Below are 17,156 nucleotides of genomic sequence, written 5' to 3' on the forward strand. Positions count from 1 at the left end.
TCAGTCTTCCGGCTATCGCCAGCTGACCGGCCCGGCTCTTGCCGGTGAACGCGGTGACCCGCCGCCAGCTACACCACGCCACGGGACACGATCGTCTCAAACGCGTGAAGCTGGACAACGGGTGAGGACCTTATGCGATGCTGCGGCCATATTTGCACCGATCTCGGCCGGCCGATGAGATCCCTCACTGGGCCCGATTCAAGTCTGAGGTAGGCTCTTTGGGTTGGTGGGCGACAGCAAAATAAGCCGGTGCCGGCTAGGCGTATCGAAAAAACCGAAATGGAACTTGCATCGTCGGGCAAAACACTGGTTTATGAGGTGCTGGTCCACTCGCAAATGGAGCCCAGCCAATGGCCGAGGAATGCAAGGTTTTATCGGATCTGCCGGAAATAGCGAAGCTCAACGGAGAATTTCGAAGGAACTACGGGAAGCTTCTCGGAGCATTCTTGTATCTGCGCTCTATTAGCGCCGTCCGTGGACGACCCTGGCTTTGGACTACCTTGCTTTCAGCTGCTTGCTCCGCAGCGCTGGCGTGGCTGGATAGGCGGGGTGTATCGTTGTGAACTGCAGACGACAGATCGGAAGGCAATTGGCCGTATCGACGCGCATGACTTCTGCAGCGTTCCCGCCGTTCTTGAAAAATCGCAAAGGGTATTGGGCCTCACGAGGGCTGAACAATTTTTTCGCTGCGGCTAGTTCTCGCGCGCAACGTACGGAAGCATCGTATCGATGGCGCAGCCGGCCTAAACCATTCCGCCGAAGTCTATGCCTTCCTTGGCGAGCTCCTCGGCTTCCTCGGCGGACGCGGCCGGCTTCGTATCAAGGTAGGGACGTTCGGAAGCCGGTAAGATGGTGCGGATGTTCTGGCCATCGGCTCGCGTGATACGGGCAGTCCAGCGCTTATGGCCGTGCTCAACTCGCTGGATGTGGTACTGTTTGTACGTAATCATGACCCTTGAACATCATGACCCTTGAACGCAACTGACTTTGAAGCTGCCCCCTTTTACCCAGAAGGGATGCCGCCGCACAATAGATCTTAAAATTTGGTTAAGACCCACCGATCCGGCTCCCCCCTTTGACCAAAGTTCCGGCAGTGCGCTGGACCTGAACGTAGGATACGCTCGGCGGGGCCTTCCGAAGGCTCACAAAGTCGCCACGGCTCTTGTTATCTTATAAATGAGTTCAGCCGCCGAGAGCGAGCAAGATCTGCCAAAGTTTGCCGAGCACCCAAATCGCAATGGCGAAACCGCCCAGCGCGACGACGAATGTTAGGGTCGAGTAGGCGCTTCTCACGCTCCTTGGGGGCCCCTGGTTGCCGGCTGGGAGGTCCGCCCACGCTGTCGTACGCTCTACTTCGCCGTTGAGCCGATCCTGGACCATCTCTGGAGGCGTTTTCAAAGCAAGTCTCCTCACCGTTCGTCCGCGATCACCTTGCCGTCATTCGGCAGCACGCCGGGGCTGAGCAGTTCGACGGTGCCACCGAGCTTCGTCACGGCGCGCAAAGTACCGGCGATCTCTTCGCGGAGCGCGTCGCTCGCGGTCGACGTTTCCGCTCTCAACGTCATCGCGTCGGTCTCGCCCTGTCGTGTGACGACGAGGCGCAGTCTTCCGAGCGAGGAATGACGCTTGCCGATCTCGGCGATCTGCTCGGGACGGACGAACATGCCCTTGACCTTGGTGGTCTGGTCGGCACGGCCCATCCAGCCCTTGATGCGCATATTGGTTCGTCCGCATTTGCTTGGCCCTGGCAGAGCGGCGGTGAGGTCGCCGAGCGCAAGACGGATCCAGGGATGATGCGGGTCGAGCGACGTCACCACGATCTCGCCGACGTCCCCGGGCGCTACGGGATCACCGGTGCCGGGCTTGACGATCTCCAGGATCAGGTCCTCGTTCACGACCATGCCCTCGCGCGCGCCGGTCTCGAACGCAATGAGGCCGAGATCGGCGGTGCCAAAGGCCTGGTAGGCGTCGATGCCGCGCGCCTTGATCTCGACCTGGAGCGACGGCGGGAACGCGGCACCCGAAACTAATGCGCGCTTGATCGAGGAGACGTCGCGGCCCGAGCTTGCTGCGGCATCGAGCAATATCTTGAGGAAGTCCGGCGTGCCGCTGTAGCCAACCGGGCGGTAGGCCTCGATCAGCTCGAATTGCTGCTCGGTATTGCCGGGCCCCGCCGGGATCACGGCGCAGCCGAGCGCTCGCGCGGACGCGTCGAAGATGAAGCCGCCGGGGGTGAGATGGTAGCTGAAGGTGTTGAGGACGATGTCATCGGGCCGGAATCCGGCCGCGAACAGCGCCCTTGCGCCGCGCCAGGGATCGGGCTGCCGTCCCTCCGGCTCGAAGATGGGGCCGGGCGAGGTGAAGAGGCGGGCAAATGAGCCGGGGGCCGCCGCCACGAAGCCACCGAAGGGCGTAGAGGCGTTGTGCAGAGCGGGCAGTTCCGATTTGCGCAACACCGGCAGGCCCGCCAGCGCGGTCCTGGAGGTCACGGAGGCGGGATCAAGACCGCTCAACCGCTCGGCGTAGGCCGGCGCGGCCATCGCGGCTCGCAGGACCTCCGGCAGGCGGGAGAACAGATCGGCCTCGCGGGCTGTCGGGTCACGCGTCTCGCGGGCGTCGTAATGGGCGGTCATGGCTGTTCTTTCCGTGTTGGCATCCGTTGCGCGCCGCCACCGGCATGGGTATCAGACCGCCATTGGTGAGGCCTGGAGAGGACCCGGTGGCGGACATGGGAAACATTGCGGCGGATGAAGCTGCGGACGTCGTCGCGCGCCTGAAGCGCCGCATGATCGACGAGGCGCTGCCGCTGTGGTCGACGGTCGGCTGGGATCAGGCCACGGGCGGCTTCATCGACCGGCTGCACCGCGACGGTACCGCAGATACAGCCGCGCCGCGGCGCGTGTTCGTGCAGGCCCGCCAGATCTATTGCTACGCCAAGGCGGCGCAGATGGGCTGGTATCCTGAGGGGCGTGCCATCGCGCTGAAGGGACTGGAACATCTGGTGGCCAAAGCCAAAGCGCCCGACGGCCGGCCGGGCTTCGTGCACCGGCTGTCGCCGGAGGGGACCGTGCTGGACGGCCGGCGCGATGCCTACGACCACGCCTTCATCCTGTTTGCTCTCGCGACCGTCTACGCGCTCGACCAGGACGCGCAGGTTCGAGCCGAGATCGACGCGCTGCTCGCTTTCCTCGACGGCCATCTCCGTTCGCCGCATGGGGGCGTGCACGAAGGTCTTCCGGTCTCGTTGCCGCGCCGGCAGAACCCGCACATGCATCTGTTCGAGGCGATGATCGCCTGTTTCGACGCGACCCACGATCTGGCGTTCCAGAACCGCGCCGGCGAATTCTTCGCGCTGTTCCTGGCCAATCTCTACGACAAGCAGAAGCGCATCCTGACGGAGTATTTCGAGGAGGACTGGTCGAAGATCGAGCCGGTCAGCGTCGAGCCGGGCCATCAGGCGGAATGGGTCTGGCTGCTGAAGGGGTTCGAGCGCATCACGGGCTGCCCGACCGGGCAGCGGCGCGCCGAACTCCTGGCGACCGCGCTGCGCTATCGCGATGAGGCTACGGGCTGCCTGATCGACGAGGGGGACGACAGCGGCAACATCCGCCGTCACTCGCGCCGGCTGTGGCCGCAGACAGAGATCGCAAAGGCGTGGATCGCGCAGGCCGAATCCGGCGAGACCGGCGCGCCCGACGAAGCGCGCGCGGCGCTGGCGCGGCTCGAACGGCATTATCTCAGCCATCCCGTGAGAGGCGGCTGGTACGACCAGTTCGATCGCGACGGCAAATCGCTGATCGACACCATTCCTGCGTCGTCGTTCTATCATGTTCTCTGCGCGGTCACGGAAGCGGAGCAGGTGTTGGGTTAGAGCCATCTTGCTTTGACGCGTTTTCTTCACGCGAACCGGTTCCCACTTCGCTTGAAAACGCTATAGCCACCGCTTGCGCCGCTTGAAGCTCTTGAGGTTCTTGAAGCTCTTGCGCTGGTCGCCGGCGCCGCCGAGATAGAATTCCTTGACGTCCTCGTTGTCGCGCAATTCGTCGGCGCTGCCGTCGAGCACGACCTTGCCCTGCTCCATGATGTAGCCGTGGCTCGCCACCGACAGCGCGGCGCGCGCGTTCTGCTCCACCAGGAGGATGGTGACGCCGAGGTCGCGGTTGATCTTCTGGATGATCGAGAACACCTCTTTCACCAGCAGCGGCGACAGGCCCATCGAGGGTTCATCCATCAGGATCATCTTCGGGCGGGCCATCAGCGCGCGGCCGATCGCGAGCATCTGCTGCTCTCCGCCGGAGAGATAGCCGGCGAGACCGGTGCGCTCCTTCAGGCGCGGGAAGTAGCTGAAGACCATTTCGAGGTCGGCATCGACCTCGCGGTCCCGTCGCGTGAACGCGCCCAGCCTGAGGTTCTCCAGCGAGGTCATGTCGGCGACGATGCGCCGTCCCTCCATCACCTGGAAGATGCCGCGGCGGACGATCTTGTCGGGGTCGATGCCGTTGATCCGCTCGCCTTCGAACAGGATTTCGCCACGCGTGACCTCGCCGTCCTCGGTCTTGAGTAGCCCCGAGATCGCCTTCAGTGTCGTCGACTTGCCGGCGCCGTTGGCGCCCAGCAGCGCCACGATCGCTCCCTTGGGCACCTCTAAGCTGAGGCCGCGCAGCACCAGGATGACGTCGTCATAGACGACCTCGATGTTGCGCACGGCGAGGAGGGGAGGCGCGGGCACGATGCTGGGGGAGGGACGAACGGCTTCTGCGGTTTCGGTCATGCTTTGTTACTCCGCTGTCGTGGCCCGGCTTGACCGGGCGACCCAGTATTCCAGAGACACCGAAGCATTACTGAGAAGCCACGGCGTACTGGATCCCCCGCTCCAGTGCGCGTTGCGCACAAGGCGGGGGATGACCGTTGTGTGTGGGGGACAGCGAGGCTCACCAGCCCAGCAGTTCCGGCTTGCGCGGCAGCTCGACGGTCTTGACCTTCTCGAGCTTGATCGTGCCCTTGGCCATGAGATCGTTGAGGTCGCCGTCGGTCGCGCCCGAGATCTTGGTGCGATAGAGATCGACCTTCAGGGTGCCGCGATGGTCCTTGTCGGTCCAGGTCGAGGGATTGCAGACGCCTTCCATTCCGGCGGGCACCCAATCCTTCTTCTGATAGAAGCCCTTGGCGACGTTCTCACCGGTGGCGCCGCCGTTCTTGGCAGCCCAATCGATCGCTTCCTTCATGTACAGCGCCGAGCAGACAGCCGCGACGTAGTGCACGGGGCGATAGACCTTGCCGGTCGGGTCGGAGATCTTGGAGATTTCCATCACCGTCTTCATGCCGGGCGCATCGCCGCCCCAGCTCACCGCCGTGCGCAAGGGGAAGATCACGCCGTTGGCGGCATCTCCGGCCGTCTTGGCAGCGTTCTCGTCCATGCCCCAGACGTTGCCGAGGAACTGGATTTCGACGCCGGCAGTCTTGCAGGCCTTCATCACGGAGATGTTCGAAGCGGCGGTATTGCCGAGATAGGCGTAGTTGGCGCCCGAGGATTTCAGGCTCAGGCACTGCGCGCTGTAGTCACCCGGCGTGAGCGCGAACACCAGCGGCGGCAGCACCTCGAAGCCGAGCTCCTGCGCCATCGCTTCACCGGCGGCCTTCGGCGCGTTCGGGTAGGGATGGTTTGCACCCATGTGCACGAATTTCGGCTTGCCGGACTTGCCCTTGGCCTTCCAGTCCTCGGCGGCCCACATCAGCATCGCGCGCAGCGAGTCCGAATAGCTCGGGCCATAGAAGAAATTGTAGGGCGCGGGCTTGGCCTTGCCGCTGACACCTTCGGGATCGGTGAGTGCGGCGGCATAAGAGCCGGACATGTCGGGGATCTTGTCCTGAGCGAGGAAGCCGGTCAGCGCCTCGGTGTCGGCGGTGCCCCAGCCCATGATCGCGGCGACCTTGCTGTCCGGCGCGGACCATTTCTTGTAGAGCGCGATCGCGCGCGGCACCTGGTAGCCATAGTCGTTGGTGTCGACGTTGAGCTGCTTGCCGCCGACGCCGCCGTTCTTGTTGACCCAGGCGAAGGTGTCGGCGACGGCCTGGCCAAAGGGCGTACCGACGTCGGAAGTGCCGCCGGAATAGTCGGCGAGGTGTCCGATCGCGATCTGCGCCTGCGCGCCGGCCGAAAATGCGGCGATCGCGAGCGCGAGCGATGCGGTGCTCAAAAGGGACTTCATCGTCATGGGTCGGTTCCTCCTGTTTATTGTTTAAGTGAAGTTGCCCGCGCTCAATGCGAGAACGGGTAGAGTTTCCAATACGCCTTGATCTGCCGCCAGCGATGCGCGAGCCCGTCGGGTTCGAACATCAGGAACGCGATGATGATCACCCCGATCGCGATCTCGCGCAGGAAGGTGATGTTGGTGTTGAGCGACAGCGCCTTGTCGATCGCGCCGCCCTTCAAATACAGGCTGATGAATTCCATGGATTCCGGCAGCAGCACCACGAAGGCGGTGCCCATCAGCGTGCCCATGACAGAGCCGGTGCCGCCGATGATGATCATGGCCAGGAACAGGATCGAGCGCTCGATGCCGAAACCTTCCTGCGACACCACGAGCTGGTAGTGCGCGTAGAGCGCACCGGCGATGCCGGCGAAGAAGGCGGCGAGCCCGAACGACAGCGTGCGGTACTTCGTCAGGTTGATGCCCATGATCTCGGCGGAGAGATAATGGTCGCGGATCGCCACCAGCGCGCGGCCGTCGCGGGTCCGCATCAGATTGGTGACGAGGATGTAGCTGAGAAGCACATAGGCCAGCACGACGTAGAAATACTGTTTGTCGCCGCGCAGCGTGTAGCCGAAGATCGCGAACGGCTCCGCGCTCGCCGGCACCGAGCCGCCCGAAAACCATTCGGCGCGGGAGAAGAAGTCGAGCAGGATGTATTGCGCGGCCAGCGTCGCGATTACGAGATAGAGGCCCTTCAGCCGCGCCGCCGGGATGCCGAAGATCAGGCCGACCAGCGCGGTGACAACGCCAGCGAGCGGGATTGCGAAGAACACCGGGATCGGTGCGTTGTTGGAGATGTAGGCCGAGGTGAAAGCGCCGAGCAGGAAGAACGCGGCGTGCCCGATTGAGATCTGGCCGGTGAACCCGACCAGGATATTGAGGCCGAGCGCGGCGATCGAGAAGATGCCGATCTGGATCAGGATGCTGAGCCAGTATCCGCTGAAGAATTGCGGTGCGAAGCACAGCAGCAACACGCCCGCGATGGCGAAGTTGCGGCTGGTCGCGGTCGGGAAGATCGTGGTGTCCGCCGCGTAAGAGGTGCGGAAATCACCAGCAGGGATGAGGGCAGGGCCGGCCATGGGTCAGATCCGCTCGATGTCGTGAGTGCCGAACAGCCCGTAGGGCTTGATCATCAGCACGATGATGAGGACGTAGAACGGTGCGATCTCGTAGAGATTGCCCCAGTGCAGATACTCGCTGTCGACATATTGGGCGACGTTCTCGAGCAGGCCAATGATGATGCCGCCGAGCACGGCGCCGCCGACGGAGTCGAGCCCGCCGAGGATCGCCGCCGGGAACACCTTGATGCCGTAGCCGGCAAGGCCCGACGACACGCCGTTCACGACCGCAACGACGACGCCCGCGACCGCCGAGACCGTCGCCGAGATCGCCCAGGCCATCGCGAACACGCTCTTGACGGAAATGCCGAGCGATTGCGCGACCTGCTGGTTGAATGCGGTGGCGCGCATCGCAAGACCATACTTGGAGGCACGGAAGAACCAGGCCATGCCGATCATCATGGCGACCGACACTACGAGGCTCATGACATAGACGGTCTGGATCTGCAGCCCGAACAGGCTGACCGACTGGCTCTCGAACACGCGCGGGAACGGCTGCGGATTGACGCCGAACATCCATTTCAGCGTTGCCTGCAGCACGGTGGAGAGGCCGATCGTCACCATGATCACCGAGATGATGGGCTCGCCGATCATCGGCCGCAGGATCAGGACCTGGACCGCGATGCCGAACACGAACATGAACACCAGCGTCATCGGCATGCCGATCCAGAACGGCACCTGGTATTTCGCAAGCAAGGCCCAACACACCCAGGCGCCGACCAGCAGCAGCTCGCCTTGCGCGAAATTGACGACCTGCGTCGCCTTGTAGATCAACACGAACGACATCGCGACCACGCCATAGAGCGTGCCGACCACGAGGCCGTTGACCAGGAGCTGGATGAGGAAGGCGGTGTTCATGTGATATGCTGTCCTTGGCCTCTCCCCGCTTGCGGCCGGGGCAGTTCGATATGACCTGACAATTTGAGCGGAAAAGCCTCCACGGCGTCATGGCCGGGCTTGTCCCGGCCATCTACGCTTAGCCACGCGGAACGAAGAACGTGGATGCCCGGGACAAGCCCGGGCATGACGACTTCTTGCCAAACCCCAATTGTAAAGGCCCTCACCCGGATCGCTGACGCGCTCCGGCCTCTCCCCGCAGGCGGGGAGAGGAGAAGGGCAGCAGCGTGCGCGGCGATAGACTGTATCACTCCGCAGCCTCCGCCATGTGCCCATGTCCGCCGAGATCCACCACCCGCAGTGTCGTCCGCACGCGCTGCGTGGTGCCGTCCTGGAAGCGGATCACGGTGTCGACGGGGATGTCGGAATCGCCGCGGTAGATGGCGTCGATGATCGCAGCATATTTCTCGTTGATGACGCTGCGGCGCACCTTTCTCGTGCGGGTGAGCTCGCCGTCGTCGGCGTCGAGTTCCTTGTAGAGCAGGAGGAAGCGCGAGATGCGCTGCGCCGGTGGCAGCGTGGCGTTGACGGTCTCGACCTCCTTGCGAAGCAGCGCATAGACCTCGGGCCGCGAGGCGAGATCGCTATAGGTCGTGAAGGAAAGGCGGTTCTTCTCCGCCCATTTCGAGATGATGGAGTAGCGGATGCAGATCATCGCCGCGAGCGCGTCGCGGCCGGCGCCCAGCACCACGGCTTCGGCGATATAGGGCGAGAATTTCAGCTTGTTCTCGATGAATTGCGGCGAGAAGCGCTCGCCGCGCGAGGTCTCGGCGAGGTCCTTGATGCGGTCGATGACAACGAGCTGCTGGTTGGCGTTGAAATAGCCTGCATCGCCCGACAACATCCAGCCGTCCCTGATGTCGGCGACGCTGGCCTCGGGATTCTTGTAGTAGCCGAGGAACATGTTGGGATGCCGCACTACGATCTCGCCGACGCCGTGGACGTCGGGATTATCGATGCGGATCTCGACATTGTTGGCCATCGGCACGCCGGTCGTGTCAGGATCGACCTTACCCTCGGGATGCAGCGTGTAGGCCCCTAACAGCTCGGTCTGGCCGTACAGCGTGCGCAGCGGCACGCCCATCGCCTGGAAGAACTTGAAGGTCTCGGGGCCGAGCGCCGCGCCGCCGGTCGCGGCCGAGCGCAGCCGGGTGAAACCGAGGCGATCGCGCAGCGCGCGGAACAGGATCGCGTCGGCAAGGCCCGAGCGCTTGCCCTGTTCGAGCGCGGCGAGGCCGCTCTTCATGCCGACGTCGAACAGGCGCTGCTTGAGAGGCGTGGCGTCCATCACCTTGGCCCGGACGTCGGCGGCAATGGATTCCCAGACCCTTGGGGCAAAGAGCACGAATGTCGGCGCGATCTCGCGCAGATCGTTCATCATCGTCTCGGGCTCTTCGACGAAGTTGATCTTCATCCGGCACAAGAGGCCTTTGCCGAGCACGTAAACCTGCTCCATGATCCACGGCAGCGGCAGCACCGAGACGTATTCGTCGTCCGGGCCCTTGGGGTCGAAGGCGAGATAGGTCGCGCAGTGACCGAGCACGCGGCCGGCGGCGAGCATCGCGAGCTTGGGATGGGACGTGGTGCCCGACGTGGTGCAGAGGATCGCGACGTCCTCGCCCTTGGTGGCATCAACCAGCCTGTCGTAAAGCCCCGGCTCGCGGGCGGCGCGGGCACGGCCGAGCTCGGCAAATTTCTCCGCCGACATCAGCCTGGGATCGTCGTATTTCCGCATTCCGCGCGGATCGGAATAGATGATGTGCTTCAGCTTCGACACGCGGTCGGCGAGGGTGAGCAGCTTGTCGACCTGCTCCTCGTCCTCCGCGAAGACGAGCTGCGCCTCGCCATAGTTGAGGAGATAGGAGGCCTCCTCGTCGAGCACGTCGCGATAAAGTCCGAGGCTGAGGCCGCCAATGGCGTGCGCCGCCACTTCCGCCGCGACCCAGTCCGGCCGGTTATCGCCGATGATGCCGACGACGTCGCCGCGACCAAGGCCCATTTCGACGAGACCGAGCGCAAAGTCGCGCACGCGGGCCTGGTAGTCGTTCCAGGTGAACAGCCGCCAGAGCCCGAGATCCTTCTCGCGCAACGCGATTTCGTTGCCGTGCTCCTTTGCGTTGAGCCGGAGCATCTTCGGATAGGTGTCGGCCTGCGCGACGCGCGCTGCGTAGTCCATCATGCCGCGCACTCCGGAGCAGCGGGCTTGTCGTCGGGATCGACCAGCACCTCGTCTTCTTCACCAAGATAGGCGCGCTTGACGTGAGGATCGGCGAGCACCGCCGCAGGATCGCCCTCGGCGATCTTCTTGCCGAAATCTAGCACCATGACGCGATGGGAGATGTCCATCACCACGCCCATGTCGTGCTCGATCATCACCACCGTCATCCCGAACTCCTCGTTGAGATCGACGATGTAACGGGCCATGTCCTCCTTCTCCTCGAAATTCATGCCGGCCATCGGCTCGTCGAGGAGGATGAGGCGCGGCTCCAGCGCCATGGCGCGGGCGAGCTCCACGCGCTTGCGCAGACCGTAGGAGAGGGTGCCGGCTTGCGCTTTCCGCACCGACTGCAGATCGAGGAAGTCGATGATCTCCTCGACCTTGCGGCGGTGCTCGAGTTCTTCCTTGCGTGCGCCGGTCAGCCAGTACAGCGAGCCCGTCAGGAAATTGTTCTTCAGGAGGTGATGGCGGCCGACCATGATGTTGTCGAGCACGCTCATGTGGTGGAACAGGGCCAGGTTCTGGAAGGTGCGGCCGATCCCGAGCGAGGCACGGGCATTCGGCGTCAGGCCGGTGATGTCGCGATCCCCATAGAGGAGCTGGCCTTCAGTCGGCTTGTAACGACCGGAAATACAGTTCACGATCGAGGTCTTGCCGGCGCCGTTGGGACCGATGATCGAGAACAGCTCGCCGTCCTTGATGGCGAAACTGACATCGGTCAGCGCACGGACGCCGCCGAATCGCAAGGACACGCCGCGGACTTCAAGACTGGTAGCCACCAAACGAATCCCTCCCGGTGATGGCGCTTTTTAGCGGCGCTCTTCGTCCGTTCTGTCGCGCGATCCTAGTACGGTGGTGCCGGTGAGGCCATGCAGCAGATGGTCTCGACCGGAGCCGCGCCACTCTCGTTCCCGCTTGGGATCGAAAGCCGCATCGCCCGAGGTGGTCCTCAATAGGGGAAACCGCTATTTTTAAATGTCTCCCGGCTGACAATTCTGCGACAAAGTTTGCCGGGCGGCAGCGGCCTTCATCTTTCGTCGGATGGCGGTCGTAATAATCATGTTGCAATGCAACAGAAGGTGGAGTGACGAAACGGTGCGGCTGGCCGCGAGATCATGATTTCAGAAGATCATCTGAAGCGCGTCGCCGCCTGGTCGCGCGAGCTCACGCAAGCGGAGATCGAGGTCGCGCGCGCCGGAATCACGGAGCGGTCCTACGGCACCGGCGAGACCGTGTTCATGCGCGGCGATATCTTTGCCTATTGGGCCGGCATGGTCGGCGGTCTTGCCCGCATGGGCGGAATCTCGCGGGACGGCAAGGAGACCAGCCTGGCCGGCCTGACCGCGGGGGCTTGGTTCGGCGAGGGCAGCGTGCTCAAGAACGAGCCGCGCCGCTATGATGTGGTCGCGCTGCGCGACAGCCGCGTCGCATTGATGGAACGCAGCGCATTCATGTGGCTGTTCGAGAACAGCGTCGGCTTTAACCGCTTTCTGGTGCGCCAGCTCAACGAACGGCTCGGCCAGTTCATCGGCATGCTCGAGGTCAACCGCACGCTGGATGCCACCGCGCGCCTTGCCCGCAGCATCGCCTCGCTGTTCAACCCGGTCCTCTATCCGGAATCGACGGCGCATCTGGAGATCACCCAGGAGGAGATCGGCGCGCTCTCCGGTATGTCCCGCCAGAATGCCAACCGGGCGCTGAACCGGCTGGAGAAGGAGGGCTTGCTGCGGCTGGAATACGGCGGCGTCACCATCCTCGATATCGAGCGGCTGCGCGGGTACGGAGAATAAGGCGGCCTCACCGCGCATTGGCGGGCGCGTGCACCGGCCATAGATCGGCGCGCCAGCGGATCGCGATTGCCAGCATCGCGATGAGGCCTGCGGCGGCATAGAGCGAGCCGGTTGCGGAATAGCCGATGACGTCGATCAGGCTGCCAGCCGCGAGCAATCCGATCGGCAGGCCGTAGATCACCATCATGCGCACACCCATCACGCGGCCGCGCAGGTGCGCACTGGCGGTCCGCATCAGGATCACGGCTGCCGAGATCATCGACATGCTTTGGGCGATACCGGCGAGAACGAGGCAGGCCATCGCCACCGGCATGGTCCTGACTTCGACGAACACCAGCAGCATGGCGTACCAGGCCAGCGTCGCGCCGATCAGAAGCCGGGCAATGCGCAGTCCGCTGACGAGGCTGAGCGTGATCGAGCCGGTCAGCGAGCCGACCGCGAAGCTCGCCGAGAGGTAGCCGAGGCCGGTCTGGTCGGTATGAAAGATCTCGCGGGCGATGTAGGGCAATAGTCCGCCCGTGAAGGGAAATGCGGTGAGATTGGCCAGGAAGGCGACGCAGAGCGCGGCGCGCATTCCCGGGCCATTCCAGGCATAGACGATCCCTTCCTTGAGGTCGCCCAGCAGTCGCGACACCGCATGGCTGTTTGCCGGAATGTCGCTCGTGATGACGGTTCTCTTGGGCCGGGTCAGGCAGAGCATGAGAAGCGCGGCCGCGAAATAGAGGCAGGCGATCGCCACATAGATGAGGCCGATGCCGAGGACCGCGAACAGCCCGGCGCCGGTCAACGCGCCGGCGATACGCGCGCTGTCCTGGGTGGTGCGCGCAACGCTGATGGCGCCCACCAGCTGCTCGGCCGGCATGATCTCGGCGAGCAGCGCGCCCCGGACGCCGAGATCGGAGGGACGAATCAGGCCCATGATCGCAACGATGATCATGACACTCAGCGGCGACAGATGACCGGTCAGTGCCAGGACCATGATGGTTGACGACAGCACCGTATAAGCAAGACGCATCACGACCAGGAGATCGCGATGGCCCATGCGATCGCCGATCATGCCGAATACCGGCGCGACCAACGTTCCGACGAACTGGAGCGAGGCAAGCACGGTCAGCAGCAGCACCGAGCCGGTCTCGACCAGGATGTACCAGCCGAGCACCAGCGTCTCCACCTCGAACGCCCAGGAGGTGAGCAGATCGGCTGGCCACTGGAAGCGATAGTTGCGGATGCGGAATGGTGCGAGCGCTGAAGGTCGCGCGGATGTGCTCAAGATGCGATGACGGGTTTCACGGCGATTCCCTGCCCTTATTTTTGTTCTTCTGGTCGGCAGGGTAGCCCCGGCGATGCCCCTGTCAATTGGCGCCACCGCATGCCGCCATGCTTGCCGACGACGTGCGGTGAGCCGGTGCGCCCGCAGCATTGCTTCGCTGCCAGCCGATACGGAGAGGTAGATTAGCCCGCTTGCTCTTCCGGCGCGCAAAGCCCATTCTGGTCTGCATCCTGGGCCCATTCGGCAGGTCCGGTAGATCGCGCCGTCGCGGCTTCCGCGAGGTCTTGACCCATGAACTGCTCTCGCTGTGGTTTCGAGGTCCAGAGCGGCTTTGCCTTCTGTCCGAAGTGCGGCACGAAGCAGCCGAACCCGTGCCCTGGCTGCGGCTTTCCATGCGCACCGGATTTCGCCTATTGCCCGAAATGCGGCGCCTCCGTCTCCGAGGTCCCCCCGGGCGGCGGGCAGGCGCCGACGAGCCTGACGACGCTTCCGATCCGGCCGTCCTCTCCGCCGCTCGTGCCAGCGGATGCGGCTCAGGTCGCATTTGGATTTCAGTCGGACAAGATCGACAGCGAGGCGAACCGCCGTACCATCACCGTGCTGTTTGCCGACCTCAGCGGCTTCACCGCGATGAGCGAGCGGCTCGACCCCGAAGTCATGCAGACGCTTCAAAACGAGCTGTTCGAAGAGTTGACGGCCGCGGTGCAAAGCTTTGGCGGTTTCGTGGATAAATTCATCGGCGATGCGCTGCTTGCTCTGTTTGGTGCCCCGGCAGCGCACGAGGACGACCCGGAGCGGGCGGTCCGCGCTGCCCTCGACATGATCGGCCGGACAGCGCGTCTCAGCGAACGCGCGAAGGCGTACGCAGGTTCGCCGCTGCTGCTCCATGTCGGCATCAACACCGGGCACGTCGTCGCGGGCGGGCTCGGTGTGGGCGTTGCCAAATCCTATTCGGTGACCGGCGATACAGTGAATACCGCCCAGCGGCTACAATCGATGGCGGCTCCGGGCGAGGTGCTGGTCGGGCCATTGACCCACCGTCTGACGCGGCATGCGTTCTCCTATGACTCGCTTGGCGAGGTCTCGCTCAAGGGCAAGATGGGCAGCGTGCTGGTGCACCGCCTGAAGGAGCCGCTCGACACGCCCCGCGCGGCACGCGGCCTCGACACGCTGGGCCTCAATGCACCGTTGATCGGGCGCGACGCCGAGCTTGCGCGCATCATCGGCTGTCTTGATCTCGCATGCGGCGGCGCGGCTCAACTGGTGCGGCTGGTCGGTGAAGCCGGCATCGGGAAAACGCGCCTGGTCAGCGAATTCGCCGCCCGTATCCGCGACGAGGACCGATTTGCACGCGTGGCGATTCGGCGGGTGGCGTGCTCGCCGCTCGGTGAACAATCCTACGGCACACTCGCCGCCGTGTTGCGCAGCGCCTACGGCATCGCGCAGAAGGCTGGCGCCGCAGAGGCGGAGGCGAAGGTCGCCGAAGCGCTGTCGGAGCTCGGCCTCACGACTGACGAGGCCGACCGACTGATGCCCCTCTACCTGCACGTACTCGGCCTCGGCGACCCCAACGCCGTGCTCAGGCATGTCGAGCCCGAACAGCTCCGCCGGCAGATATTCTTCGCGATCCGCACCGTCTTCGAACGCCGCCTGGCACTGTCGCCGCTGCTGATCATCGTCGAGGATCTGCATTGGGCGGATGCGGTATCTCTCGAAGCGTTGCGGTTCCTGATGGACAGAATGGAGCGGACGCGGCTGATGTTGCTGTTTACGCATCGGCCGATGCTGGAACTGGACCAGTTCGGTTCGAGCAAGATCAGTCACACGACCCTTCGGCTGCCCCCGCTCGACGACGCCGAGGGACAGAGGCTACTCGCGGCCTACTTCAGTCGCGTTTGGCGTGACCCACCGGGACGCCTGTTCAGCCGAATCCTCGACCGCGCCGGCGGCAATCCGCTTTTTCTCGAGGAGATCATACGGGGCCTCATTGAAGCCGGCACGCTGGAGCGCGACGGCGCGCAGTGGCGGATGACGTCGGATGAAGCCGCCGCCGATATTCCGCCAAGCATTCAGGCGTTGTTGCTGGCGCGCCTCGACCGGTTGCCACCTCAGGTACGCCGGCTGGCACAGGAGGCCGCGGTGATCGGCCCGCGTTTTGATGCGGCGGCTCTCGGTGCGGCGGCAACCGAACCGGCTGGGGTTGAAGCAGGGCTGGAACGTCTGTGCGACGCGGAGATCATCGAGGAGGTCGCGGGCTCGAACTCGATTTCGCTGCGGATCTACCGCTTCACGCAAACCATGCTTCAGGACGTGATCTATCAAAACCTGCTTCTGCAGCGCCGGATCGAGCTTCATGGACGGATTGGTGGAGCGCTCGAGAGGCTCTATGGCAACGAGCCCGAGCGCCTCGAAGATCTCATACTGCTCGGACATCACTTTAGTCTGAGCGCGAGCAAGCCGAAGGGCGCACGTTATCTGCGCGCGGCCGGCGATCGCGCACGCGCTAGCTATGCCAATGACGATGCCATCCGTCTCTACCAACAGGCCCTCGCCGTGCTGTTGACCGGCGGCGAACTGGAGCCGGAACGTCTGGTCCTGTATGAGCGGATTGCGGACCTCTGTGGTGCGGCTGGCCGCCGGAACACGGCCGAGGAGCACTATCAGAGCGCGTTGGAGGGTCATCGCGCCAGACAGGACCGGATCGGCGAAGCGCGGATTGTTCGCAAGCTAGGCCGATTGTTGTGGGACGCCGGCAAGCGGATCAAGGCAGAGACGCATTACGCCGAGGCGGCCAAATTGCTCGGAGGGACCGACGCGCCCATCGAGTGGGCGCATCTCTTGCAGGAGCGCGGCCGTCTCGCGTTTCGGACGGGCGATCACGTGGCAGCCGCAAAATGGGCAGACGAGGCGCTCGGCTATGCACGCTCAGTACCGGCGGACGGGGACGAGCAGGCCGGGCTCGAGGCGGCACGGGCCATTGCCGAGGCCCTCAACACCAAGGGGGTTGCGCTGGCGCGGCTTGGACGACACGAGGAGGCGGTCCGTGAGGTGGAGCAAAGTGTCGCGACCGCCGAAGCGGCCGGGCTCCTTAACGTAGCGTGCCGCGGCTACACCAATCTCGGCGTGCTCTACACGATCGTTGACCCGGCGAAAGCCGTGGAGGTCTGCCGACGTGGACTCGATGTCGCGCGTCGGATCGGGGATCTCGGCTTCCAGGCGCGTCTGCTTGCCAATTTTGCCGTTGCCTGTTGCACCTTCACGGACAGATGTACCGAGGAAGGAGTGCCGGCTGCCGAAAGGGCAATCGAAATCGACCGTGCGCTCGATCAGCGCGAGCATCTCTCCGTGCCCTTGATTGTGCTTGGGCAGATCCATCAATGCCATTTCCGCCCGGATCTGGCCGCCCTCTGCTACAATGAAGCAATCGAGGTGGCGAACGAAACCGGCGAACCGCAGCAGCTCTTTCCATGCTATGATGGTCTCGCGACGCTGAGCCTTGATCGAGGCGACATGCCCGAGGCCGACCGATATTTCGCGCTGGCCCATGATGTCTGCGCCCGCCACGGGCTTGATCCCGCCGGGCTGATCGTGCTGCCATTTCTTGACTAG

The 17,156-nt window shown here is 64.0% G+C and carries 12 protein-coding genes; 3 read left to right on the forward strand and 9 right to left on the reverse strand.

The features are described from left to right. Window positions 1-743: 743 nt before the first annotated feature. Both XH84_RS33775 and XH84_RS33780 read right to left on the reverse strand, forming a co-directional pair. Entirely contained in the window at window positions 744-950 is a 207-nt protein-coding gene (locus XH84_RS33775) for a hypothetical protein (protein WP_128918289.1), read from the reverse strand. 459 nt (window positions 951-1,409) lie between these two features. After that, window positions 1,410-2,633 (reverse strand): phenylacetate--CoA ligase family protein, encoded by a 1,224-nt coding sequence (locus XH84_RS33780; RefSeq protein ID WP_128918288.1) that lies wholly within the window; start codon window positions 2,631-2,633, stop codon window positions 1,410-1,412. Window positions 2,634-2,719: 86 nt separating this feature from the next. Between XH84_RS33780 and XH84_RS33785 the strand changes: the two genes are divergently transcribed. Further along, on the forward strand, window positions 2,720-3,871 hold the full coding sequence (locus XH84_RS33785; RefSeq protein ID WP_164936109.1) for an AGE family epimerase/isomerase: 1,152 nt from the start codon (window positions 2,720-2,722) through the stop codon (window positions 3,869-3,871). 60 nt (window positions 3,872-3,931) lie between these two features. On the opposite strand, the gene XH84_RS33790 is transcribed toward XH84_RS33785, so the two are convergent. The 6 genes from XH84_RS33790 to XH84_RS33815 form a co-directional block, all read right to left on the reverse strand. Beyond that, the gene (locus XH84_RS33790) at window positions 3,932-4,771 is read right to left on the reverse strand and encodes an ABC transporter ATP-binding protein (protein ID WP_128918286.1); all 840 of its coding nucleotides are present in this window, start codon (window positions 4,769-4,771) and stop codon (window positions 3,932-3,934) included. 160 nt (window positions 4,772-4,931) lie between these two features. Next, window positions 4,932-6,215, reverse strand: coding sequence for an ABC transporter substrate-binding protein (locus XH84_RS33795; RefSeq protein ID WP_128918285.1), 1,284 nt, complete (start codon window positions 6,213-6,215; stop codon window positions 4,932-4,934). Window positions 6,216-6,259: 44 nt separating this feature from the next. Further along, window positions 6,260-7,333 carry a branched-chain amino acid ABC transporter permease gene (locus tag XH84_RS33800; RefSeq protein WP_128918284.1) on the reverse strand — a complete coding sequence of 358 codons (1,074 nt, stop codon included), beginning with the start codon at window positions 7,331-7,333 and terminating at the stop codon, window positions 6,260-6,262. Between the two features lie 3 nt (window positions 7,334-7,336). Next, window positions 7,337-8,230 carry a branched-chain amino acid ABC transporter permease gene (locus XH84_RS33805; RefSeq protein WP_128918283.1) on the reverse strand — a complete coding sequence of 298 codons (894 nt, stop codon included), beginning with the start codon at window positions 8,228-8,230 and terminating at the stop codon, window positions 7,337-7,339. Between the two features lie 286 nt (window positions 8,231-8,516). Then, complete coding sequence (locus tag XH84_RS33810; protein ID WP_128918282.1) at window positions 8,517-10,448, reverse strand: long-chain fatty acid--CoA ligase; 1,932 nt, start codon at window positions 10,446-10,448, stop codon at window positions 8,517-8,519. After that, the gene (locus XH84_RS33815) at window positions 10,445-11,266 is read right to left on the reverse strand and encodes an ABC transporter ATP-binding protein (protein WP_128918281.1); all 822 of its coding nucleotides are present in this window, start codon (window positions 11,264-11,266) and stop codon (window positions 10,445-10,447) included. The genes XH84_RS33810 and XH84_RS33815 overlap by 4 nt, the downstream gene beginning before the upstream one ends. Before the next feature lie 336 nt (window positions 11,267-11,602). Between XH84_RS33815 and XH84_RS33820 the strand changes: the two genes are divergently transcribed. Beyond that, window positions 11,603-12,277 carry a Crp/Fnr family transcriptional regulator gene (locus XH84_RS33820; RefSeq protein WP_128918280.1) on the forward strand — a complete coding sequence of 225 codons (675 nt, stop codon included), beginning with the start codon at window positions 11,603-11,605 and terminating at the stop codon, window positions 12,275-12,277. Between the two features lie 7 nt (window positions 12,278-12,284). On the opposite strand, the gene XH84_RS33825 is transcribed toward XH84_RS33820, so the two are convergent. Continuing rightward, window positions 12,285-13,547, reverse strand: a complete 1,263-nt coding sequence (locus tag XH84_RS33825) for an MFS transporter (RefSeq protein ID WP_128918279.1) — start codon at window positions 13,545-13,547, stop codon at window positions 12,285-12,287. A 291-nt stretch (window positions 13,548-13,838) separates the two neighbouring features. Here XH84_RS33825 and XH84_RS33830 point away from each other — a divergent pair, with 291 nt between their 5' ends. After that, entirely contained in the window at window positions 13,839-17,156 is a 3,318-nt protein-coding gene (locus XH84_RS33830; RefSeq protein WP_128918278.1) for an adenylate/guanylate cyclase domain-containing protein, read from the forward strand.

This window comes from Bradyrhizobium nanningense, from assembly GCF_004114535.1.
Lineage (GTDB): Bacteria > Pseudomonadota > Alphaproteobacteria > Rhizobiales > Xanthobacteraceae > Bradyrhizobium > Bradyrhizobium nanningense.